At 39.4% G+C, this 24,963-nt stretch carries 19 protein-coding genes and 2 other annotated features; of the genes, 16 read left to right on the top strand and 3 right to left on the bottom strand.

Features of this window, described 5'->3' with window-relative positions:
* Position 1 precedes the first annotated feature (1 nt).
* Positions 2-205: a binding site (T-box leader), on the top strand.
* Positions 206-251: 46 nt separating this feature from the next.
* The 5 genes from argS (at position 252) to H9648_RS08445 (ending at position 8,581) form a co-directional block, all read left to right on the top strand.
* Positions 252-1,934, top strand: coding sequence for an arginine--tRNA ligase (argS, locus tag H9648_RS08465; RefSeq protein WP_191753465.1), 1,683 nt, complete (start codon positions 252-254; stop codon positions 1,932-1,934).
* Positions 1,935-2,038: 104 nt separating this feature from the next.
* The gene (gene rarD / locus H9648_RS08460) at positions 2,039-2,974 is read left to right on the top strand and encodes an EamA family transporter RarD (RefSeq protein ID WP_191753464.1); all 936 of its coding nucleotides are present in this window, start codon (positions 2,039-2,041) and stop codon (positions 2,972-2,974) included.
* 171 nt (positions 2,975-3,145) lie between these two features.
* Complete coding sequence (locus H9648_RS08455) at positions 3,146-6,001, top strand: 2-oxoglutarate dehydrogenase E1 component (protein WP_191753463.1); 2,856 nt, start codon at positions 3,146-3,148, stop codon at positions 5,999-6,001.
* Positions 5,994-7,268, top strand: coding sequence for a 2-oxoglutarate dehydrogenase complex dihydrolipoyllysine-residue succinyltransferase (gene odhB / locus H9648_RS08450; protein WP_191753462.1), 1,275 nt, complete (start codon positions 5,994-5,996; stop codon positions 7,266-7,268). Before H9648_RS08455 ends, odhB begins: the two co-directional genes overlap by 8 nt.
* A 338-nt stretch (positions 7,269-7,606) precedes the next feature.
* Positions 7,607-8,581 (top strand): nuclease-related domain-containing protein, encoded by a 975-nt coding sequence (locus H9648_RS08445; RefSeq protein WP_191753461.1) that lies wholly within the window; start codon positions 7,607-7,609, stop codon positions 8,579-8,581.
* Positions 8,582-8,785: 204 nt separating this feature from the next.
* Here the strand turns inward: H9648_RS08445 and H9648_RS08440 are convergent, their stop codons facing one another.
* Complete coding sequence (locus tag H9648_RS08440) at positions 8,786-9,748, bottom strand: quinone oxidoreductase family protein (protein WP_191753460.1); 963 nt, start codon at positions 9,746-9,748, stop codon at positions 8,786-8,788.
* Between the two features lie 153 nt (positions 9,749-9,901).
* Between H9648_RS08440 and H9648_RS08435 the strand changes: the two genes are divergently transcribed.
* The gene (locus H9648_RS08435; RefSeq protein ID WP_191753459.1) at positions 9,902-10,102 is read left to right on the top strand and encodes a DUF6501 family protein; all 201 of its coding nucleotides are present in this window, start codon (positions 9,902-9,904) and stop codon (positions 10,100-10,102) included.
* A gap of 56 nt (positions 10,103-10,158) precedes the next feature.
* Here the strand turns inward: H9648_RS08435 and H9648_RS08430 are convergent, their stop codons facing one another.
* Positions 10,159-11,238, bottom strand: a complete 1,080-nt coding sequence (locus H9648_RS08430; RefSeq protein ID WP_191753458.1) for a bifunctional 3-deoxy-7-phosphoheptulonate synthase/chorismate mutase — start codon at positions 11,236-11,238, stop codon at positions 10,159-10,161.
* A gap of 315 nt (positions 11,239-11,553) precedes the next feature.
* Positions 11,554-11,764, top strand: a binding site (T-box leader).
* Positions 11,765-11,871: 107 nt separating this feature from the next.
* Here H9648_RS08430 and aroC point away from each other — a divergent pair.
* Genes aroC through aroA form a run of 4 tightly spaced genes read left to right on the top strand, consistent with a single transcriptional unit; the run spans position 11,872 to position 16,527 of the window.
* Entirely contained in the window at positions 11,872-13,041 is a 1,170-nt protein-coding gene (gene aroC / locus H9648_RS08425) for a chorismate synthase (RefSeq protein ID WP_191753457.1), read from the top strand.
* Complete coding sequence (aroB, locus tag H9648_RS08420; RefSeq protein WP_191753456.1) at positions 13,042-14,115, top strand: 3-dehydroquinate synthase; 1,074 nt, start codon at positions 13,042-13,044, stop codon at positions 14,113-14,115. It abuts the gene before it with no gap.
* A 16-nt stretch (positions 14,116-14,131) separates the two neighbouring features.
* Positions 14,132-15,229: a prephenate dehydrogenase gene (locus H9648_RS08415; protein WP_191753455.1), complete on the top strand. Its 1,098-nt coding sequence runs from the start codon at positions 14,132-14,134 to the stop codon at positions 15,227-15,229.
* Positions 15,230-15,243: 14 nt separating this feature from the next.
* A complete protein-coding gene (gene aroA, locus H9648_RS08410; RefSeq protein WP_191753454.1) occupies positions 15,244-16,527 on the top strand; it encodes a 3-phosphoshikimate 1-carboxyvinyltransferase in 1,284 nt (427 codons plus the stop codon).
* A gap of 41 nt (positions 16,528-16,568) precedes the next feature.
* Here the strand turns inward: aroA and cbpA are convergent, their stop codons facing one another.
* Positions 16,569-17,219 carry a cyclic di-AMP binding protein CbpA gene (gene cbpA, locus H9648_RS08405; protein ID WP_191753453.1) on the bottom strand — a complete coding sequence of 217 codons (651 nt, stop codon included), beginning with the start codon at positions 17,217-17,219 and terminating at the stop codon, positions 16,569-16,571.
* 164 nt (positions 17,220-17,383) lie between these two features.
* Between cbpA and H9648_RS20860 the strand changes: the two genes are divergently transcribed.
* The 6 genes from H9648_RS20860 to H9648_RS08380 all read left to right on the top strand — a co-directional run bounded on the left by H9648_RS20860 (position 17,384) and on the right by H9648_RS08380 (position 24,959).
* A complete protein-coding gene (locus H9648_RS20860) occupies positions 17,384-17,506 on the top strand; it encodes a hypothetical protein (RefSeq protein ID WP_263600207.1) in 123 nt (40 codons plus the stop codon).
* A 110-nt stretch (positions 17,507-17,616) separates the two neighbouring features.
* Entirely contained in the window at positions 17,617-19,236 is a 1,620-nt protein-coding gene (gene abc-f, locus H9648_RS08400; protein WP_191753452.1) for a ribosomal protection-like ABC-F family protein, read from the top strand.
* A gap of 157 nt (positions 19,237-19,393) precedes the next feature.
* A complete protein-coding gene (locus H9648_RS08395) occupies positions 19,394-19,588 on the top strand; it encodes a hypothetical protein (protein WP_191753451.1) in 195 nt (64 codons plus the stop codon).
* Between the two features lie 92 nt (positions 19,589-19,680).
* Positions 19,681-21,222, top strand: a complete 1,542-nt coding sequence (locus H9648_RS08390) for an FAD-dependent oxidoreductase (RefSeq protein WP_191753450.1) — start codon at positions 19,681-19,683, stop codon at positions 21,220-21,222.
* 222 nt (positions 21,223-21,444) lie between these two features.
* Positions 21,445-23,184 (top strand): ABC transporter ATP-binding protein, encoded by a 1,740-nt coding sequence (locus H9648_RS08385; RefSeq protein WP_191753449.1) that lies wholly within the window; start codon positions 21,445-21,447, stop codon positions 23,182-23,184.
* Positions 23,181-24,959 (top strand): ABC transporter ATP-binding protein, encoded by a 1,779-nt coding sequence (locus H9648_RS08380; protein WP_191753448.1) that lies wholly within the window; start codon positions 23,181-23,183, stop codon positions 24,957-24,959. Before H9648_RS08385 ends, H9648_RS08380 begins: the two co-directional genes overlap by 4 nt.
* Positions 24,960-24,963 lie beyond the last annotated feature (4 nt).

Here is a 24,963-nt window from a genome sequence, read left to right as displayed (position 1 = left end):
CAGAACATTTATGAAAAAGAGAGTAATCTGTAAGGATGTTCATAGCGAGCAAGGGATTGGTGTAAGCCTTGCACAACTTTCAGACGAAGCGCACTTTGGAAATGTTTGCTTGAAAACGAAGTAGAGCAAATCGGGACTTCCCGTTAACAAGTCAAGTGGCCTTTAGGCAATGAGAGTGGTACCGCGGTTAATATCCGTCTCTTCTATTAATTTAGAAGAGGCGGATTTTTTTATTTTAGGGAGGGAAACGAATGAACGGAAAACATTTATTTGCAGCTTATTTACAAGATCACATCGGTAACAGCTTAACATTGGAACAAATTGAGGCCTCTATTGAAAAGCCAAAACAGATCCAACATGGTGATCTAGCATTTCCTTGTTTTCAGTTAGCTAAGATCTTTAAGAAATCTCCAAATGAAATCGCAAAAACGTTAGCTCAAGGAAGCATCTCAGGTGAGTTTGAGAAAATTGAAGCTGTAGGGAGCTATGTAAATGTTTTTTTAAATAAAAAAGCAGAAGCTCTATCGCTGCTGAATCAAATTTTAAAAGAGAAGGACGCTTATGCCAACCATCGTTTCGGTCATGGAAAAACGATCGTTCTAGATCTTTCCTCACCAAACATCGCAAAGCCGTTCTCAATGGGACATCTACGCTCAACTGTAATCGGTTCCTCAATAGCCGCTATCAGTGAAAAATGCGGCTACCGGACAGTTAAAATAAATTATATAGGAGATTGGGGAACTCAGTTTGGAAAATTGATCTCAGCTTATTTAAAGTGGGGCGAGGAAAATAAAGTACGAAATAATCCGATCGAAGAGCTGACTAAACTTTACGTTCGCTTTCATGAAGAAGCTGAAAAAGATCCTTCGTTAAATGATGAAGGGAGAATGTGGTTTAAGAAATTAGAAGATCATGATCCCAAAGCAAAAGAATTATGGATCTGGTTTAAAGAAGCATCCTTAGACGCATTTCAGAACATCTATAAATTGTTGGATGTCCAATTCGATTCTTATAACGGTGAAGCGTTCTTTAACGATAAGATGGAAGCTTCCGTAATAGCACTGCAAGATAAGAATTTGTTAGAACACTCTGATGGTGCTCAGGTTGTAAGTGTAGGTGATGATCTGCCACCGTGTTTGATCAAAAAAACAGACGGTGCCACTTTATATGCCACACGTGATATTACTGCTGCTATCTACAGAAAGAAGACCTATGACTTTGACGAGGCTTTCTATGTTGTCGGACACGAACAATCTCTACATTTTGAACAAGTGAAACGCGTATTGAAAAAGCTGGGTCATGATTGGGCTGATCACATGCACCATGTTCCTTTCGGGCTCATTTTACAGAACGGTAAGAAGATGAGTACTCGAAAAGGAAAAACGGTTCTATTAGAAACTGTTATTTTAGAAGCTGTTAGGTTAGCAGAACAAAATATTAAAAGCAAAAATCCTGAACTCCAAGAAATAGCAACTGTCGCTCGTCAAGTAGGGGTAGGTGCCGTTATCTTTCATGATTTAAAAAATGAGAAGGGAAACGATGTGGAATTCTCACTTGAGATGATGCTCAAGTTCGAAGGTGATACAGGACCGTATGTGCAGTATACAGCAGCTAGAATTCAAACATTATTGAACAAAGGGAACTTTAACGGAAGTGTTCCACAAGAGTTGTCCATCGAATCTGAAAGCTGGGAAATCCTATCTGAATTAAATGAGTTTCCGGAAGTTGTTGAACTGGCCTTTAACAGAAAAGAACCATCTGTAATTTCGAAATATGTCTTAAAGCTATCTCATAAGTTTAATCATTATTATGCTCATGTGAAAATCTTAGATAGTAAAGAAACGGCAGAACGACTAGCGCTTTGTGCAGCAGTTCAGATCGTCCTGAAAGAAGGATTACGATTATTAGGCGTGCAAACACCGAATAAAATGTAAAGTTATCCGTAATTTAGCAGCAAAGTTTATTTAGTAGCAAATCATCTAGATTCCGTTATATAATCTTATAACTTCATATAAATTATGGGATCGAGGAACGGACAATGAAATTAAATGAACATACGAAGGGTATATGGTATGCCGCTTTTTCTTATTTAATATGGGGATTCCTTCCACTGTATTGGAAACCACTTCAATCAGCAGGTTCCGTTGAGATTTTAGCACACCGCATTTTATGGTCTTTTCTTTTAATGATCGCTGTAATGTTCTTATTAAAAAAGAAAAACTCTCTTACAAGAGATGTAAAAGTGCTCTTTGGTAATAAGAAACAATTTCTATCTGTATTTACCGCTTCACTATTAATAAGCGGGAATTGGGTCATGTATATTTGGGCCGTTAATACAGACCATGTTGTTGAAGCTAGTCTAGGCTATTATATTAATCCACTTGTTAGTGTAATTCTGGGCATGCTTGTATTGAAAGAAAAATTAAACAGCTGGCAGCTCGTATCCTTTATGTTAGCCGCCTGCGGTGTTTTTCTATTAACGTGGCAACATGGAGAGTTTCCTTGGGTAGCTGTTTCACTAGCTCTTTCGTTCGGCCTGTATGGACTTGTAAAAAAACTTGGGAGTTTTGACTCGTTAACGGGCTTAACATTTGAGACGATGTTTGTCTTTCCATTCGCTTTCATTTATTTAATCTATCTTCAATGGAACGGAGAGGCGTCATTTATCTATGGAGGCCCTTCTACGACACTGCTCTTATGGGGAGCTGGATTAGTGACTGCAGTACCATTACTTTGCTTTGCGCAAGGTGTAAAGCGGATCTCAATGACGATGATCGGTTTTCTACAATACATTGCTCCTACTATCATGCTCGTATTAGGTGTATTTTTGTATCATGAAACATTTAGTCAGATTCATGTCATTTCATTTACCTTGATATGGATTGCGCTCCTTATTTTTACTGTCAGCAGAACAAAATGGGCAAATTATCTCATAAATCGTAAAAAACAAAATTCACTTTCTGCGAAAATATAGTATAATGGCAATGACCATTGTTACAGTTGAAACCTTATCAATGATAAGGTTCTTTTCATTCATTGTTTGAGAGCGCTTTAAATAGGGAAAAATTCAATGGCGAGAAATGATGAATCACCTGTTAACAGCAACAGCACAATACTTACAAAGGGAAGCAGGAGGGAACAAAAGATGAGTCATCAACGTTCCAAATCAGAAAATCCTTGGCAGGGACTAAGTGGACCAAATACGGCCTACATCCTTGAACTATATGATCAATATAGTGTGGATCCGGAATCTGTTGACAGTTCATTCAAAGAGAAATTTGATGCTTGGGGGCCTCCGATTGAGGACTCTGTATCAAATCAACGTACTGCACAGAGTTTTGATGGATTGGATTTCGAGAAATTAGCAGCTGCACTAAAATTAGCAGAAAACATTCGCACTTACGGTCACTTAGCAGCTAACTTATACCCAGTAGGGGAATTTCCGAAAGACAACCACCATATTGACCCGAAAGAATTTAACTTAACAAAAGAAGATTTGAAAGCGATACCACCTTCCTTTATTTGGAAAGAAGCGCCATCAAGCGTTAAAGACGGCTATCAAGCGATCCAAATGCTTCAGGAAGTGTATACGAAAACAATCGCTTATGAATTCAGTCATGTACATGAGACTGAAGAACGCCAATGGTTAAACACCATGGTTGAAACTAGCCAACACTATCCTAAATTTTCGGCTGAAGATAAGAAGAACCTTTTAACACGACTGAGTGAAGTTGAAGGATTTGAGAAATTTCTTCATAAGACATTCGTTGGACAAAAGCGTTTCTCTATCGAAGGCGTTGATATGCTGGTACCGATGCTTGATGAAGCAGCTAAAGAAGGATGCCGTGACGGAGCAGAACATGCTCTGATCGGAATGGCACACCGTGGGCGTCTGAACGTTCTTGCTCACGTTCTTGGCAAACCTTATGAATTAATTTTCTCAGAATTTCATCATTCTCCAAACAAAGAGCTAATTCCTTCTGAAGGTTCGAGAGGAATTAACTTTGGATGGACTGGGGATGTAAAGTACCACTTAGGTGCAAGCCGTTTGGTTGAAACAGATCAATCTCATAAAATTAAAATCTCACTTGCGAATAACCCAAGTCACTTAGAGTATGTAGATCCAGTTGTTGAAGGGTATACAAGAGCGGCTCAGGAAACGCGTGACAAAAAAGGGTATCCGGTTCAAGATACTTCGAAGGCATTTGCGATTCTTATCCATGGTGATGCTGCTTTTCCTGGTGAAGGAATCGTTGCTGAAACTCTGAACTTAAGTCGTCTTAGAGGATACCAAACCGGTGGGACACTTCATATAATCGCGAACAATCTAGTAGGTTTTACAACAGATAGCGACGATTCTCGTTCAACGAAATATGCGAGTGACCTTGCTAAAGGGTTTGAGATCCCGATTATTCACGTTAATGCAGATGATCCAGAAGCATGTATTGCAGCTGTACATCTTGCTTATGAATATCGTAAAAAGTTCCAAAAAGACGTTTTGATCGATCTGATCGGATATCGTCGATTCGGTCACAATGAAATGGACGATCCATCTGCAACACAGCCGAAATTGTATAAAAAAGTAAACAGTCACCCTACGGTTCGTGACGTTTATGCAAAACAGCTTGTTAAAGAAGGAGTACTTTCTGAAGAAGAAGTTAAATCCATTGAAGATGATGTGTTAACGAAGCATCAGACTGAATATGAAAAAGTTCAAGATCGCAAAGAAAAATTTAAATTGGAAGACACGAGACTTCCTGATCCGTTATCGAAAGCACTTCCTGATATCGATACCACCATTTCAGTTAGTGATCTTCAAGAACTTACAGAGAACATGCTTAAGTTCCCAGAAGACTTTAACGTTTATCCTAAAATCAAGAGAATCCTCGAACGGAGACGCAAGTCTTTCCAAGGGGAAAAGATCGACTGGGGTATGGCTGAATCATTAGCGTTCGCTTCTATCCTAAAAGATGGAACGCCGATTCGTATTACGGGGCAAGACTCTGAGCGTGGTACGTTCGCGCAAAGACACCTTGTTTTAAACGATAGCGAGAGCGGAAAGAAATTTTCTCCGTTGCATGCGATGGATGACATCGATGTTTCGTTTGCGATTCATAATAGTCCACTGTCAGAATCATCAGTTGTTGGTTTTGAGTACGGATATAATGTTTTTGCACCTGAAACGCTTGTTATTTGGGAAGCTCAATACGGAGATTTCGCAAACGTTGCACAAGTTCTGTTCGATCAGTTCTTATCTGCTGGTCGTGCGAAATGGGGCCAAAAATCAGGTATGGTGATGCTTCTTCCTCACGGATATGAAGGTCAAGGACCTGAGCATTCAAGTGCACGTCTAGAAAGATTCCTGCAGTTAGGTGCAGAAAATAACTGGACAGTTGCTAACGTAAGTACTGCTTCTCAGTACTTCCATTTGCTAAGACGTCAAGCTAAGCTCTTATCTATGGATGAAGTTCGTCCGTTAGTCGTTATGACACCGAAGAGCTTGCTGCGTGACACGAAAGTAGCATCCATGGCGGAAGCATTTGAAAGTGACCACTTTATGCCGTTGTTACAACAGCCTGGTCTAGGAAAAGAAAAAGACAAAGTGAAGAAAATCTTGCTTTGCTCTGGTAAGATTGCGATTGATCTTGAAAAAGCACTTGAGCAAGATCAAGTAGCAAGAACGGAAATGCATATCGTTCGAGTTGAACAGATCTATCCGTTCCCAGAAGAAGAGATGAATGCTCTGTTAAAAGAGTATCCAAACGTTGAAGACTTGATCTGGGTGCAAGAAGAGCCGAAGAACATGGGATCTTGGTTATACATCGAGCCTAAACTTCGTGCTGTAGCTCCAAAAGCACACGTTTCTTATATTGGACGTCAAGAACGTTCGAGTACGGCTGGTGGGGAACCAGACATCTATAAAAAAGAACAAGAACAAATTATCCAAACATCATTAGCACTAGACATTCAATCGCGAGAGGGAGGCCGTGAACATGTTTGACGTTAAAGTTCCGGAATTAGCCGAATCAATTTCAGAAGGTACAGTAGCACAATGGCTTAAAAAAGAAGGCGACACAGTTGTTAAAGGTGAAGATTTAGTAGAACTAGAAACTGATAAAGTTAACATTGAAATCAGTGCTGAGCGAGATGGCGTACTAAAAAACATTAAAGTTGAACCAGGCGACACTGTAGCAGTTGGGGATATCATCGCTTCTATCGTTGAAGGCGGTGCTTCTGAGTCTGCAGAACCAGCAGCAGAAGAAAAGACAGAAGAAAAAGAAGCACCAACTCAACAAAAACAAGAGCCAGTCGTGGAAAAAGACGCGGCCGAAGAAGAAGTTAAAGCTTCTGATCGCCCGATCGCATCTCCTGCAGCTCGCAAGCTTGCTCGTGAGAAAGGCATCGATCTTTCTGAAGTGAATGCCCGCGATCCTCTAGGACGCGTTCGCACGGAAGATGTGAAGCGTCATGCTGAAGGTGGAAGCACGGAGAAAGCTGCTTCAGCATCTAAGCCAGCAGCATCAGCTTCTAAACCAGCTGCTTCTGTTGAAGCGGTAAATCCTGAGAAACCTGTAGAGCGCGTGAAGATGTCCCGCAGACGTCAAACGATCGCTAAACGTTTAGTTGAAGCTCAACAAACTGCAGCGATGCTCACAACGTTTAATGAAGTTGATATGACGGCGATCAACGAAGTTCGTGCTCGTCGTAAGGACAAGTTCTATGAGCAAAACGGAGTTAAACTAGGATACATGTCATTCTTCACGAAAGCTGTTGTAGGAGCACTGAAAAAGTTCCCTGCGATCAACGCTGAGATCCAAGGGGATGAAATGGTTCTTAAGAAATTCTACGATATCGGTATCGCAGTTGGAGCAGAAGAAGGATTAGTTGTACCAGTTGTACGCAACGCTGACCGTCTAAGCTTCGCCGGTATTGAAAGAGAAATCGGAAACTTAGCTGAGAAGGCTCGTTCTAAAAAGCTATCATTAGAAGACCTTCAAGGCGGTTCATTTACAATCACGAACGGTGGTATCTTCGGATCTATGCTTTCTACACCTATCTTGAATGCACCTCAAGTAGGTATCCTTGGAATGCACACAATCCAATGGAGACCAGTAGCGATCGATAAAGAGCGCATGGAAAACCGTCCGATGATGTACATCGCGCTTTCTTATGATCACCGTATTGTAGATGGAAAAGAAGCAGTAAGCTTCTTAACAACGATCAAATCACTTCTGGAAGATCCAGAATCACTTCTTTTAGAAGGTTAATGTTTAGTAATTTAATGATGATATGGAACGCCCCCTGCTTGCAGGGGGTTTTTTTTGGTGGGTTTGAACAGGTTGTTCGTTAGCGAGTATACAGGCGGCTGGATTTGTCGAATGGCCTTTATTTTTGATTTTCGACTTAATTGCGGTTAATATCAGCTTAATTGGTGCGCTGCACGACTTAATGATAGTCCATTCCGACTTAATTTCTTCATTTTAGACTTAATTGTGCACAACCTAAATTCTGAGCAAAAAATAATCATCAAACCATTGCTGAAAATAAAGGTTTTTTATCAATTTTTATCGAATGAAATATGTATTAAAAAGCAAGAGGTGATACCTTGATAAAAAAACCACGTACTAAGTCCCTAAAATTATTAAAATTGGACGCCATCTTACCAAGATTAGTACACAATCACCTGAAACACGGTGAATTACAAACTGAATTTGCAAGATATTCAGCAGGTTATAGAGGCGAAGTGGCATTAGATTATTTTCTGCACGATTTAGATGAGAATTCATACCTCATTTTTCATGACTTGCGACTACCGAGAGATAAAGAAAAGAAGTACTACTTTCAAATTGACTGTTTGATCCTTCATTCTTCGTTTGGCGTTTTGCTCGAAGTTAAAAATCTCTCTGGTGATCTATATTTTGATCATCACTTCGATCAGATGAAACGAACGAAAAATGGAGTAGATGAAACATTTCCTGATCCAGTAAACCAGGTCCAACAACAAAAAATATATCTCGAAAGCTGGTTGAAAAGAAATCAGTTGCCTAGAATCCCGCTTTATTCCCTCGTTGTTCTAACTAATCCAAAATCTTTTATTACGCTATCACCGCATTATGGCGAAAAAGCGGCCCATATTATTCGAGCTAAGGGTTTAGCTAACAAAGTTCAACAAATTTCAACGTACCATAAAGAAACCCTCTCAAAGAAGGACCTCTCAAAAATAACTTCAAAACTATTAAAGCAACATGAAAGACATAACCCAGACTTATTAAAAACTTACAATATCAATCACACGGACATTATCACCGGAGTCTTTTGTCCAGGCTGCAATCATATTCCTATGCGACGAGAGAGAAGTACTTGGGTTTGTTCTAAGTGCAATATAAAATCCAAAGATGCTCATAAAAAAGCTATCCAAGACTACGCAATGATTTTTGAAGAACCTGCTAAGAATAAAATGTTACGACGTTTTTTACACATCGATTCATCTACATGTATGAAAAATCTTCTGAAATCCATGAATCTTACCCCGAGCGGCCCTACTAATTCAGCAACGTACCAGCTACAGATTCCTGAATAACTCAACTAGCAAAAAATTATTTTAATCTAATAAAAAAATGAATCAACGAACCTGCTATTTAATTACTAATAGTAACTTGCAAAATGCAACTGATTATACTTGTAGAATACGACTATTCAAAGATTGTAACATTTGCATTATGCAACTAAAACACAAAAAAGGCAGCTGCAACCAGCAGCCACCCTAATTTTTCTATTATACATCTTAGGGAATCAACAAAATCTTCCCAGTACTTTTTCTACTCTCTAAATATTCATGAGCCTTTGCACCATCTTGTAAAGAAAAAGATGTCTCAGTTATTTTCACATGACCATCCTTAATCCACTGAAATAACTCACTTGAACGCATCAAACGTTCTTCATGAGAGGTTAGAACATTCCACAAGTCGCCTCCGGTCAACGTCTTAGAAGTATCCATGAGCATACGAGGATCAATGGACACAGGGTCACCGCCGGCCATACCGAAGAATACAACGGTGCCGCCAATCCTTGTAACTTCAAAACTATCCATTATCGTAGAACCGACCGACTCGTAAACAACGTCTACACCTTTGCCAAAAGTTTCACTCAACACGCTTTCTTTCCAATTATCATTATATAGGAATATGGAATCTGCACCTGCTTCAAGAGCGAATTGACGCTTTTTCTCTGAAGAAGTTAAACCAATAACTTTTCCTCCAAGCAACTTGATGATTTGAATCAATAACTGGCCAACACCGCCGGCAGCAGCATGAACCAATGCCACGTCACCTGTTTTAATGGAGAAACTATCCCGCGTAAGATAATGTGCAGTCAACCCTTGTAACAAAAGAGAGGCAGCTGATTCAAAGGAAACACCTTCTGGAATGGGAATTGCTTTGTCGCGAGGTACAGAGACAAGTTCCGCGTTAGCGGCAGGTACATCTGCGAATGCGATACGATCCCCAACTGAAACACCATTAACAGCACTACCAACTTCTTTTACGATACCGGCTCCTTCATATCCGAGGATGTAAGGAGGCTGTCCTTCAAGATGATAATTTCCTTTTCTTCTATAAACATCAGCGAAGTTTAAGCCAATGGCCTTCATTTCAACTAAAATGTCCTGTTCTTCGATAATTGGGTCGTTGATTTCTCGATATTCTAAAACCTCTGGACCACCGAAGGAGTCAAAAACTAATGCTTTCATATATGTAAATCTCCATTCTAATAATATCTTCATTATCATATTAACCGAAACGATTAGTGAAATACTAGGAAAGGTACCCTAGGAAATGAATTTGACAGAAAGAGCGGGGCACATTATGATTTAACAAAAGAAATTTATAAGGAGAGAGACTTCATGATTCATTTAGAGTGGGCGGATCGAGACACAATTCGTGAGATTAAATGTGTACATACGGATGCAAAAAAATATATGGTTAACCGTGCTTTAACTGCTGGTAAAACCTATGAACTAAAGAATGAAACAGAGGAATTTTATTTTGTAGTAGATAACACAGGGAAAATAGGTGGATACTACAAAGAATATTTCGAAGGCTAAGCCCTTTAGTAACTAAAGAAAAAGCCTGACTCAGCGAGCCAGGCTTTTTCTTTCTATTAAGAATGAATCTTCTTTTTTTCTTTGTTTAAAAGAGCATCCATGAATTCGTGGAATTCTGGAATGTTCATCTGTTGCGCTGAATCGGATAGCGCTACTGCTGGGTCAGGATGCACTTCAGCCATAACTGCATCTGCACCGATCGCCATTGCTGCTTTAGCGGCAGGGAGGAGAAGGTCTTTTCGGCCTGTTGAGTGTGTTACGTCCACGACTACAGGTAGATGCGTTTCTTTTTTAAGAATAGGTACCGCTGAGATGTCTAGCGTGTTTCTTGTTGCTCTCTCGTACGTACGAATTCCGCGTTCACATAGAATAACTTGTGAGTTACCTTGAGCCAAGATGTATTCTGCAGCGTACATGAATTCTTCAATCGTTGCAGCTAACCCACGCTTCAGCAATACCGGTTTGTTCACAGATCCAGCTGCTTTTAACAGATCAAAGTTCTGCATGTTACGTGCGCCGATCTGAATCACATCAACATAATCTAGTGCCATCTCAATATCGTTCGGATTTAAAATTTCACTCACAACAGCCAGCTGATGTTCATCTGCTGCTTTACGAAGAATTTTTAACCCTTCTAGTCCAAGTCCCTGGAAGTCGTAAGGAGACGTACGCGGTTTGAATGCGCCACCTCGTATTAAAGTTAATCCTTTTTTTGCAATGACTTCTGCTACTTGCTTCACTTGTTCGTAGCTTTCTACCGCACAAGGACCCATGATGAAGTGAGGATTGCCATCACCGATCTTTTCACCCTTTACATTTACAATTGTATCTTCAGGTTTCTTTTTACGAGATACGAGTAACGCTTTTCGATTATCGTCTTTTTGAAGCTCTAAGCTTGCTTTGAAGATCTGTTTGAAGATGTGTTGCACCGTTGACGTCTCAAAAGGACCATCGTTATGAGAAGCGATCAGATCAAGCAATTCTCTCTCTCTGACAGGATCAAAGCGTTTAACACCTTGCATTTCTTTAAGCTTCCCAATTTGTTGGGCTACATTTCCTCGTTCATTTAGAAGCTCTAAAATCTTTAAAGAAATATCATCCATCTGTTTGCGTAAGTCTACTAATTCGTTTGACATGTGCGGTTCCTCCCCATATTTATACTCGTGTCATTAGTTCCTATATCGCGGCCGCTCATAGGCTTATTTATATACATCGTTACATAGACACTTTCGCGCTTTAAAGCGTGTGTCTCATAAAGTATTGTTTGTAACTTTAAAGGGATTTCAAAAGAATGTCAAGTACTTATAAGAAAAAAGATTTAAAATAATTTTGAAGCTGTTTAAAGTGCTTTTTGACATATAGATGAAGGTATTGTAAATTTTAAGAAAAATGCATGAATTCCCTTTACAACAACGCTTCAACGTGCTAAAACTGTTTATAACTTTATAAAATAAATCGCAATGATAGAACAGCAGTAGTGGAATGGTTCCCTGTTATTAGAGAGCTGATGGTGGTGCAAATCAGTACACAGCCTTTCACGAATTACAATTCTTGAGCATGCTTTTGTAAAAAAGCCGGAAAAATTTCCGTTAACAAAATGAAGGTGGCAAAGATTTATTCTTTGCTGTCAGGGTGGTACCGCGATGATAATTCGTCCCTGCTTATTAGCAGGGATTTTTTTGTACTATCAGAAATAAAAGAGTGACTAGATCAAAACGTGGTTTACAAAAGTTTTCTCTATAAAAAAAGGCAAACAGGAGGAATAGAATATGAGATATTTAACAGCAGGAGAGTCACACGGCCCTCAACTCACAACAATCATTGAAGGTGTACCAGCAGGTTTGCCTCTAGTAGCAGAAGACATTAACGAAGAACTAGCTAGACGTCAAAAAGGGCATGGTCGTGGAAGACGTATGCAGATTGAAAAAGATCAGGTTCAGATCGTAAGTGGTGTACGACACGGAGTAACGCTTGGTTCACCGATTACACTTGTAGTAGAGAACAAAGACTTTACTCATTGGACGAAGATCATGGGTGCTGAACCTCTCGAAGACGAGAACGCTGAAGTGAAGCGTGTTATCTCTAGACCTCGACCAGGTCATGCAGATTTAAACGGTGCTATTAAGTACAATCATCGAGATATGAGAAACGTACTAGAACGCTCTTCAGCCCGAGAAACAACGGTAAGAGTAGCAGCAGGAGCTGTTGCGAAAAAAGTTCTAAAAGAGCTTGGAGTTGAAGTTGGAGGCCACGTGTTAGAACTAGGTGGTGTCGTAGCTGAGAATACTTCATATGAATCGTTAGAAGAACTTCGTGAAAAAACGGAGGTTTCTCCTGTTAGATGTTTTGATAAAAATGTTGAAAAGACGATGATGGAAGCGATCGATACCGCAAAAGAAAACGGCGATTCGATCGGTGGGGTTGTAGAAGTAATCGTAGAAGGTATGCCAGTAGGTGTAGGTAGCTACACACATTATGATAATAAGTTAGATGCCAAATTAGCAGCAGCAATCATGAGTATCAATGCATTTAAAGGTGCTGAGATCGGTATTGGTTTTGAAGCAGCACGAAAACCTGGAAGTGAAGTACATGATGAGATCGTTTGGGATATCGAACGTGGCTATACTAGAAGAACAAACAACGCAGGAGGCTTTGAGGGAGGAATGACGACCGGGATGCCAGTTGTTGTTCGTGGTGTGATGAAGCCGATTCCTACTTTATACAAACCGCTAAACAGTGTGGATATTGAAACAAAAGAAGTCTTTGCCGCAAGCATTGAAAGGTCTGACAGTTGTGCAGTTCCCGCTGCAAGTGTTGTAGCAGAGTCTGTTGTTGCTTGGGAGCTCGCAAGTGCGCTAGTTAATCAATTTGGACAAGATAACATGGAAGTGATTAAGAAAAACATCGTGCAGCACCAAGAACGTGCAAGGGTGTTTTAAATGAACACGATTCACATAACAACACCTTCAAAAAACTACCCGGTTTTTATTGGTGATAACGTAATTGATGAGCTTAAATCAGTCTTAGAAAGCCTTAGCCCTTCACCTAAGAACCTATTGATCATAACAGATGAAAACGTTGGAGGTCTCTATTTAGAAACCGTACAAAGGGTGATCGGCGATGCTTTCTCTCATGAAACGATTCAGATTCAAGCTGGTGATGATCAAAAGTCATTTGAGAATTATATGGCTTGTCAAAGCTTTGCTTTAAGTAAAGAACTGGACCGGACATCTGTTGTTATTGCGCTTGGTGGAGGAATGATTGGAGACCTTGCTGGATTTGTGGCGGGTACCTATATGCGAGGAATCCGCTTTATTCAAATTCCGACTACGATTCTCGCACATGATAGTGCAGTAGGAGGAAAAACAGGTATTAATCATCCTGAAGGTAAGAACATGATCGGTGTCTTTCATCAACCAGAAACGGTAATCTATTCAACAGACTTCTTAACTACTTTACCAGCAAGTGAAAAAAGATCTGGTTTTGCGGAGGTCATTAAACATGCATTGATCGCTGATGAAAATCTATACCATTCTTTGCATGAGAACATTAAAAACATCGATGATCTCTTCGGAGACTCTCTCCAAAAAGCTCTCATACAAGGCATTAAAATTAAAAATGAGATCGTTACACAAGACGAAAAAGAAAAGGGAATTCGAGCTTATTTAAACTTTGGCCACACACTCGGCCATGCTATAGAAGGAGAGCTTCAATACAAAGGAATCACTCATGGTGAAGCAGTTGCATTAGGTATGCTTTTTGCACTTTCACTTAAAGAAGATACTGTAATTTTAGGAAAAGAACTAAAGGATTGGTTAACAAGTTTAGGTTATCCATCATTTCCTAAGCACTTATCTGCTTCCTCGCTAGTCAATCGAATGAAAAAAGATAAAAAAGCGGAAAAAGGCATGATTCAAATGGTGCTTCTGAACGGTTTGGGTAAGCCCTATTTATCACCTTTTACTTCAGAATCATTAGAGAGAAAATTAACTTCTTTTATAGAAGAGGCTTAAAAAGGAGTAGGAGTAAATGAAGAACGTCTTACTAATAGGGGTTGGATTGATCGGTGGTTCAATCGCTCTTTCTATCAAACAAGAACACGAAGCAACAATCTATGGGTATGACGTTTATGCTCAAAATAGTGTAACTGCAGCAGAAATAGGTGTAATTGATGAAGCTGTTTCAGACTTCACAGAGATTGCTCAAATAGCAGATCTTATCATAATTGCAACACCTGTTGAAGCAACGTTACAGGTGATGGAGAAACTAGCTTCCATTTCACCTGTAATTAAAGCGTTAGTTATGGATGTTGGAAGCACAAAAAAATCCATTATGAATAAAGCAGAGGAAATGGCTGTTTTTGGTATTCGTTTTATTGGAGGTCATCCTATGGCTGGATCTCATAAAACGGGAGCAGAAAGTGCGAAAGTCCATCTATTAGAAAATGCCTTTTACTTTCTAACACCAAACTCTATAACAACTGATATGGATATTGATGAAGCTAAGACTTGGCTAAAAGGGACTAGAGCCAAATTTCTCGTTACTGATCCAGATGAACATGATTTTCTTACAGGCATTGTAAGTCACTTTCCGCATCTTGTCGCTTCAAGCCTTGTGAGGATTGCACAGCATCATGCGAAGGAAAAACCGTTGATTCAGCAACTTGCAGCAGGAGGATTCAGAGACATTACGCGCATAGCTTCAAGCTCTCCTAAAATGTGGAGCGATATAGTCAGTCAAAATAAGACACATCTTCTTACTCTCTTACACGAATGGAAAAATGAAATGGATACGGTGATAGAGTTCGTAGAAAAGGGAGATGAAGCGGAACTCTATGAATACTTTGATGGAGCAAAATCATTCCGAGATTCCTTACCTGTTCGGTCAAAAGGCGCAATTCATCCGTTTTCAGATCTATATGTGGATATCCTCGATAGAGTAGGTGCTCTATCTCACATAACTGCTCTTTTGGCACAATCAGAGATCAGCATAATCAACCTCAGTATTTTAGAAGTAAGAGAAGGATTAAATGGAGTACTTCGATTGAGTTTTCAAGATGACAATGATCGAGACCAGGCACAAGAAATATTACAAAAAGAGAATTACTTAACACAAATCACTTTATAAGGAGGTACTATTCTATGGCAAAGCAATTACAACCTATTCAACAATTAAAAGGATCTATTAAAGTGCCTGGTGACAAATCTATTTCACATCGAGCAGTCATGTTTGGATCCATCGCTGACGGTACAACGACAATCGATGGTTTTTTAACAGGCGAAGATTGTTTAAGTACCATTTCATGTTTCAAGAAACTTGGTGTTACGATAAAACAAGAAGGTGAAAAAGTAACAGTAGAAGGAAAAGGAATTGCAGGATTAACACCACCCTCAGAAGATTTGTATGTAGGGAATTCAGGTACTACGATCCGTCTGATGCTAGGAATACTCGCTAATACACCGTTTGAATCCACCTTAACAGGGGATGAGTCAATCGCAAAAAGACCGATGAATCGCGTGACGAAACCCTTAAAAGAAATGGGAGCTGCTATTGATGGAAATGATTCAGGAAATAAGGTCCCTCTTCATATAAAAGGGGGCGAAACACGAGGTATTCATTACTCCTCTCCAATCGCCAGTGCTCAAGTTAAATCAGCTATTATTCTGGCTGGATTAGATGGAGAAGGAACAACTTCTGTAGAAGAACCCTTCAAATCGAGAGACCATACAGAACGAATGCTACAAGCGTTTGGAGTAGAAGTTGAAACCGATGATCTAAATGTTTCAGTCGCAGGTGGCCAGAAGTTAAAGGGAACACACATTGAAGTACCAGGTGATATTTCTTCAGCCGCTTTTTTCTTAGTAGCCGGTGCGATTGTTCCAAACAGTGAGATCACGTTAAAAAAAGTAGGGTTGAATCCAACGCGTACCGGAATATTGGATGTACTTAAAAATATGGGGGCAGATATCACCTACCAAAATATAAATGAGGAAGCATCAGAACCTTTCGGAGATTTAGTCATTAAAAGCTCTGATTTAAAAGGAACGGTTATTGAAGGCGATCTTATCCCTCGATTGATCGATGAAATTCCAATCATAGCTTTGGCCGCAACTCAAGCAGAAGGAAAGACAATCATAAAAGACGCGCATGAACTTCGAGTGAAAGAAACAGATCGAATTGAAACCGTTGTGAACGAGCTAAAAAAGATGGGTGCAGATATTGAAGCTACAGAAGACGGTATGATCATACAGGGTAAATCTTCACTGCGAGGAGCTTCAGTGCAAAGCTACGGAGATCATAGAATTGGAATGATGTTGAGTGTTGCCGCTTGTATCGCAGAAGGCGAAACAACGCTTACAAACAGTGAAGCGATCGCTGTTTCATACCCTTCATTCTTTGAACAATTGAATGTCCTCTCATCGTAAAGAAAAACGTTCCCTTTTATTAAAAGGGAACGTTTTTTGTATTATTGAACACTTGAGAATGTTCGTAGATCTTCAATGTCTGCCACCTTGAACCCATTCGCTTCGACTCGGTGTACGAGTTCATCGATTTCTTCACGCGAAACACTTTCATTGAAAGTGATAATAACTCTGCGAAGAAATTGCTTACCTGCGTCTTGCGTGAAAACACCTTCAATATTGTATTCTTCATGGATAGCTGTAAATAGTTTTCTTAGCGAACCTTTACCTTCAGTAGTAGAAACCGTTAGAGAGTATCCACCCTTCTTGATACCATAAGAATCTTCTAGAATATCCATAACTTTTGAGTGAGTAATGATTCCTAGGAAATTATGATCATCATCGACTACAGCCATAAATGGCAGGCGTCTGATTGTGAAAAGCACTTTGAAATAAGCTGTATTCTCATGAATAAATGCGTCTTTCTCTTCTACAATTCTACTAACTTGATCTTTAACTGAACCGATATTATCAATAATATAATCAGATGTAGTCTCTTTAAAAAGAAGCCCTACAAATTTTTGTTCGGATTCATCCAAAACGGGTATGCAGCGATACCCAGATTGAATAATGGTATATCGAGCTTCGCTGATTGACATGTTTTCTGTTACATACGTTACTTTTGATTTAGTTAGATAGTTGGATTTTACTTTCATAGGACACACCCTTTTCAGAATAATATAAATATTTAAAACTATTTCGACAAAAAAAGCAAATTTCCTTTCTTTATCCTCAACTTTATTCTTAATTGCATATTAAGTAATAATACCATATACTATTACTAGAATATTTTTTAAATTCTTAAAAGGAGGTGTAAGGCATGCTTAAAGGTGTACAAATGTTTGACTGGTTGGTGGTTTTCCGTGCGATTACTTATGTATTTTCAAAAATTGGCGGAGTCTGTCCATTTACAGTTAAAACACTAAAGTACATCACAAAGTAACCTTACCCTATCCTTTTTTAATTGTTAGTAACCATGGGCAGGTATGTTGCTCATGGTTTTTTTGTATACAAAAAAGGACAGTGGCATTGGATTAAAAGGAGAAAATAAAAATGATAGTCTGCACTGTTCATCAAGTTAAAAAAATGTATGGTGGAAATGAGATTCTAAAAAATATATCTTTTGAAATTCACGAACAAGATCGCATAGGTATAGTAGGACAGAATGGTTCAGGAAAGACGACATTGTTTAAGCTGTTAAGTGGTGTTGATCATCCGGATTCAGGTTCTATAGCCATCAGGAAGGATGCGGAGATCGGTTATTTGGAACAACTTCCTGAGCATTCCGAGAATATGAGAGTATATGATGTAGTTTCATCAGCGTTTCAAGAAATCAATGAAATTGAACATAAAATTCAGCAGGTTAATGCATTGTTAAGTGATCCAGAGCATACACACCGATTAGACAAAAATCTGAATAAGCTTTATAGATTGCAAGAAGAATTTGAAGAGCTCGGTGGTTATGCGATTGAGTCGAAGATAAATGGCGTTTTGGCTGGTTTAGGTCTAACACAACTCTCTCACCATCTTTTTATGCAACTAAGTGGAGGAGAACAAACGAAGGTCGGTCTAGCTTGTTTGTTATTAAAAGAGCCAGAGCTTTTACTCTTAGACGAACCTACCAATCATCTCGACATCGAAACGATGAATTGGCTTGAAATCTATCTTCAAAAATACAAAGGTTCCGTTATTATTATCAGTCATGATCGCTATTTTTTAGATAAAGTAACCTCAAAGACTATTGATATAGAGGATGGTGAATGTACTTTATATCATCAAAGTTACTCAGGTTTTCTCAAGGAAAAAGAAAACAATCTTCTTCTAGAATTTGAGAAATATGAAGAACAGCAAAAGAAAGTTAAAAAGATTAAAGAGTCTATCAAACAACTAAGAGACTGGGGCGCTCGATCAGGAAATGAAAAATTCTTTAAAAGAGCGAGGAACATGGAGAAAGCACTTCAACGAATACAGAGTATGAAACGCCCTAAACTGGAACGTAAAAAAGCGGCATTTGAATTCTCAGTTAACAAGAGAAGCGGTCAGGACGTTGCAGTAATTAAAGGGCTAAATAAATTGATTGAAGGTCGTTCCATCCTAAGTAATCTTGAACTACAGATTCGATATGGTGAGAAGGTAGCCCTCGTCGGTAAAAACGGTTCAGGAAAAACGACACTGCTAGAGATCATACAAACTCTGGATCACAGCAACGGCAATATAAAACTTGGACCATCTGTTTCGATAGGTTATCTTTCTCAAAGTGGACTTACTGCTGGTTCTACTGGAACTGTACTTGATATTTTCAGAGAAAGAGTACCGATGGAAGAAGGGGAAGCTCGTCATCATCTAGCAAAGTTTTTGTTCTACGGAGCAGCTGTTTATAGGAAAGGAAATGAGTTGAGCGGTGGAGAACGAACAAGACTCAGGCTTGCACAGCTTGTTTATGAAGGATTCAACTTCTTAATCTTGGATGAACCAACAAACCATTTGGATATTGATTCACGTGAAGCATTAGAACAAGCTCTAGAAGAGTTTAATGGAACGATCCTATCAGTCTCACATGATCGATATTTTATGAACAAACTCTTTGAACGTACCATTTGGTTAGAAGGCGGATGTCTAGAAAGTTATAATGGGAATTTTGATTATGCGATTGAAAAGCGGTTAAGCAAATAAATTCATCTATTCTACTGATAAAACAGGATATTTTAAATAGCCTGTTTCTTTTTTGTTATAAGGAGTTGGTTTCAGCTCCAGGGTACGGGACAGGCGGGCAGTCCTAAAAGTGGAAATGGCTCTATCCAGATTCGACAAACAAAAGGTGAAATGGGACATGAAGGCGCTCTTTGCCTTCATGGTCTATTTAACTTTTGACCTCGAGGGGCTAGCCACTGCAACTAGCCAGGTGAGACACTTAAGAGTGAAACGTACGAATGTGGCTCACCGCCTGCCCCGTGGAAATCGAGCAGCCTGGAACGTAAATCAACTACTTCCAAAAGCTTTAAACTATTCGAAAAACATCCTTTAGAAAAGATCCTTCTTTTATACAGTTTTTATTGATTGTTATTTCGAGGTATAGGGAATAATGGTGAGAAAACGTGTCTAAACAGGAGGTACCTTATGAGTAACTATGAAAATAACATGCCACAGTTTCCAGAACCAATCTGGAGGCAGCAATTAAACCTACCTACATACTCTATATTAAATGAAGATACACAAACGGAGGTTGTTGTTGTAGGAGCTGGGATAAGCGGGATAACAACAGCTTATCTTTTAGCAAAAGAAGGTAAAAAGGTTATATTGATCGAGGCAGGCAAAGTGATTAATGGAACAACTGGTCATACAACTGCAAAGATTACTTCTCAACATGATGTTATCTATGATCACCTTATTTCACACATCGGATTAGATCGGGCACGTCTTTATTATGAGTCAAACGAACAAGCTAAACAGTTTATTGAGAATCTTGTTAAACAAAACAATATTCATTGTAACTTAGAAAAACACGATGCCTATCTATTTGCCAACACCGATGAAGGAATCAAAAAGCTTAACAAAGAAGCAGGTGCTTACCAAAAGTTAGAGATCGATGGTGAGCTAGTTGAAAAACTGCCTTTTAACATACCGCATAAAAAAGCGCTTGTAATGAGGAATCAAGCACATTTCCACCCAGTAAAATATTTAGCCGCTTTATTACAAGAGATGGACTCGCTAGGTGTTGAGGTCTACGAAAACACGACAGCAACAGATATTATAGAAGAGAATGACAAAAAAGCTGTAGTGCAAACAAGTCATGGACACAAAATTATTGCTGACTTTGTAGCTTGTTGCACACATTTTCCGTTTTTTGATGGATTAGGTTTTTATTTTACAAGAATGATGGCAGAGCGTTCATATGTATTGGCCGTAAAAACACAAGATACATTTCCTAATGGGATGTATATGGGAGTAGATCAAACCTCATTTTCTTATCGTTCTATCTTACAAGATGGAGAAAAGATCGTGTTATTAAGTGGAGAAAGTCATCAAACAGGACAGGGAATTCCAACGCATCAGCACTATGAGGCTTTATTGAAAGAAGCAAGAAAATCATTAAAATTAGATAGAGTCCTTTATCGCTGGTCGGCTCAGGATTTGATTACACTCGATAAAATACCATTCATCGGCAAGCTTACGCATAAGCATGATCACATTTTTGTAGCTACCGGTTACAAAAAATGGGGGATGACGACAGGTACTCTTGCTGCATTAATTATAAGAGATCATATCATGGGTAGAGAGAATGAATATGCTGATCTATACAAACCACAAAGGTTTCAAGGTGATCCCTCTGATATTAAACAGTTTATAAAAGAAAATGCAGATGTCGCAAAGCATTTTGTTTCTGGGAAGTTAGACAAACCGTCTAAACATCCAAGAAGTTTAAATAAAGATGAAGGATGTGCCGTTACGGTTGATGGTGAAAGGTGTGGGGCTTATCGTGATCAAGATGGTGAACTTCATATTGTAGACACCACATGTACACATCTTGGTTGTGAAACAGAATGGAACAGCGGTGATCGAACATGGGATTGTCCGTGTCATGGTTCACGTTTTTCATTCGATGGTTCGGTCGTTGAAGGGCCAGCAAAAAAACCTCTCAAACGTGTAGAACTACAATAAACGAACAAGAAGATGACTTATTAAAGTGCTTATTAGCTTTAATAAGTTATTTTTTTGATTGAACACTAAATTTGAATAAAAATCTTACATGTTTAATATAGTGCTAACTAAATATAAATGAATTTATTCTTATATTTTCAAAAAAATAACAAGTAAAAATAATGAAAATTTTATGAATTTAGTATAAAATAAAGTGCTTGAAAGCGAGAGGGGGAAATGAAATTGAAGCTTTTAAGAGAGACATTAAAGCACTTTAAGCCTTATTGGAGGGGGCTTCTTCTGGCTTTTATCTGTTCGCTGATCGGTGGCGCTTTTACCGTAATCCCACCCATACTAGCAGGAAAGCTTGTTGATGAAATTCTGCCGAATGAGATGTCGGATATGATCGGTTGGCTAGTAGCTGGAGTTCTTTTCTCATTTTTGTTTAAGGTAGTATTTGAATCAATACAAGAATTTATTCAAATTCAGATTGGTTTAGATGTTATCACAGATATGCAGATGCGTGCATTTGGAAGGTTGCATAAAACACCGATGTCCTTTTTTACGACTACACCTCGTGGTGATATGTTATATCGTCTCACTCACGACGTAGAAGCTGTACAGAACTTAAATAATACGGTCGTGCCTCGATTCGTACAACAAGTAGTTAGTGCGATCGCTGCTTTTATTGCAGTTTTTGCTCTATACTGGCCAGTTGCGATCGTTATGTTCTGTGTATTCGCTATCTATCTGTACCCATCATTTAAACTTGGAACGACTATGAGAAAAATGAGTGCTGTTCAGAGGGATATGCGCGCAGATATTTATCACCACCTTCAAGAAAGTATCGAATCAACCAGACTAGTTCGTACTTTTCAAACTCAAGAAAGAGAAATACATACACAAGATACAAAGCTTACAGATTGGAAGAATTATTCCATACGTGCCGCTTTAATCGGAAAAGTAAACTGGCGTCTTGGTAATCTATTTAATATCGCTACACCAGGCGTAGTCATGCTTGTTGGAGGAATCGCAGTCTGGAATAATACGATTTCTGTCGGTACACTTGTTGCTTGTTTAGGGTTTATTCCTACGATGTTTTTTCCCATTCGTTCACTAGCTGAGAATGCATTGATCATACAACAGGCTATTCCTGCTCTTCAGCGAATCTATGAATATTTTGATTTACCAAAAGAACATGAAGATGATCTTCCAAAGATGCAACCTGTTCGAGGGGACATTGATATTGATAATCTTTGGTTTCGTTATCCGGGCAACGAAGAATATGTGTTAAAAGGCGTTTCATTGAATATGAAAGCTGGCCAACATATTGGTATTGTCGGTACTAGCGGCGGCGGTAAATCTACGCTCATCCAATTGCTGCTCGGTCTTTATGAACCTGAGGCAGGCTCTATTGAAATCGACCAACAAAACTTGTTTGAGTATAATAGGAATTCTTTTCGTCAGCAGGTAGGAGTCGTTTCGCAGGAAACGTTTCTTTTAAACAATTCACTGCGGATGAACTTATTATATGGAAGAAAAGATGCAACTCAAGCCGATTTAGATGCAGCATGTGAGGCTTCAGGACTTACAGATTTTGTCGCTGCTTTGCCAGAAGGCTACGAGACTATTGTTGGTGAGCGGGGGCTTAAACTTTCTGGTGGACAAAGACAACGTGTTGCACTTGCAAGAGCAATTCTTCGGCACCCTGCGCTATTAATCTTTGATGAAGCAACTTCTTCACTGGATGGCGAGACAGAAGAACGCGTTCAATCCGCTCTTGAAGAGCTCATACCAGGCAGAACGACAATTACGATTGCTCACCGGCTGATCACGGTTAGGGGTGCAGATAAAATCATACTTCTAGACAAAGGTGTTGTAGCAGAATCTGGTACGCACGAAGAGCTTCTTACAGAGCGGGGGCAGTACTATGAACTTTATATGGCGCAGTACAGTGAATTAGAAAAGGAGAGAGCGATATGAGCCAGACAGCATTAAAACAAAAAAATCGAGACGGCAGACGCGTTCTAGCCTTTTTAAAGCCACATAAAAAGTGGGTATTAGCTGATGCGTTTGTTATTGCCGTATCACAAGTGTTTTCTGCCCTTATACCAACTCTCGCACTAGGCTGGCTTGTTGATTCCATTTTACCTGGTGAATCCAATCAACTTCTATGGGGATTGATGTGGCTATTGATCTTTGCTGCTGTTGCTGACTTGATTCTAATGGTTATCGATGAATATTTTTGTCACCAAGTCGCGAAGACCGTAACGAACTGGCAAAAGTTAAGATTGTTTAAACATCTGCAGAACCTACCCTTTTCTTTTTATCAAAACAACCAATCTGGTGAAATGATGGCTCGTGTTTCTGATGATCCAGATACACTGCATAATTTCCTGGCTTGGGAAGGTTCGACTTTTATGGCATCCGTTCAAGGTGTTATTTTATACAGTATCGTCCTTCTTTGGATTCATCCATATCTAATGATTACGAGTGTTGTGTTAGGCGTTATCTTCTATTTAACATCAAACGCTGTCGGTCAACGGACACGGCAATCTTCTGCGAATGCGAGAAAAGAAGCTTCTCGTTATCTAGAGAGACTTCGGGAGTCTGTAACTGGGATCCACCTTTCAAGAGTATTAGGCGTTTCTGATGGTGAGGTATCAAGCGTAGCTGAGATTAGAAAATCGTTCATTAGAGAATCTCGACACGAATTAAAAGCTAGGATGCAATCGATTGTGGTTATCGGAAGCTACAACGGTCTTGCATTAGCTGTCGTGTATGGACTAAGCGCATATTTGATCTGGACCGATAAATTAACTGCTGGTCAGATGCTAACTGCAGCTGGGCTCGTGGCAATCGCCGCAAATGAGATGCAACGAATGTTAAGAAACTGGCTTTCTGTAAGAAGAACTGGCCCTGCATTAGATCGATCTGAACTTTTACTCAGTCAAAATGTATCGAGTGCCGAAACAGAAAAAGGATTTATACCTAAAGAAGTTGAAGGAGAGATCGAATTTAGAGATGTTGCATTCGGTTATCCTGAAAAAGAAGATAAAGTATTAAAAGGTTTATCATTTTCTGTAAAGCCTGGAGAAGCAGTAGCACTTGTAGGACCGAGTGGATCTGGAAAATCAACGGTTGTAGATTTATTATTGCGATTGTATGAGCCCGAGAGTGGAGCTATCTTTATAGATGGGGAAGAGCTATCAACGATTGATGCAGGATGGCTTCGCTCACAAATTGCGATCGTTTCACAAGATGTCCAGCTTCGAAATGGTTCTTTAGCGGATAATTTACGAATCGCCAAACCTGAAGCAACAGATGATGAATTGATTTCTGCTCTTCAAGACAGCGGTCTTGGAGATTTCTTACTTACTCTTCCTGAAGGACTGAACACCCTTGTCGGTGAAAGAGGAAGTTTGTTGTCTGGAGGTCAGAAGCAAAGGTTGTCATTAGCACGAGCTCTAGTAAAAGATGCCGCCGTTCTTGTTCTTGATGAAGCAAGTTCTGCTTTAGATCCCATTACAGAAGTGCAAGTCAATGAAGCGATCAACAAAAGAAAATCAAAACAAACGCTCTTTATTATTTCGCACAGGCTTTCAACTGTTTTGGCTGCTAATCGAGTGATCGTCATCGAGAACGGAGTAATGATCGAAGACGGGGTTCACGAAGAGTTGCTGAAGTCTGATAATGGTGTATACAGCAGGTTGTTTAAACGTGAAGCGGATATTGGAACACAAGCATTTAGCAGTTAACAAT

Source organism: Fictibacillus norfolkensis (assembly GCF_014836645.1).
Taxonomy (GTDB): Bacteria; Bacillota; Bacilli; order Bacillales; family Fictibacillaceae; genus Fictibacillus; species Fictibacillus norfolkensis.
This window is presented reverse-complemented; position numbering and strand designations above follow the sequence as displayed.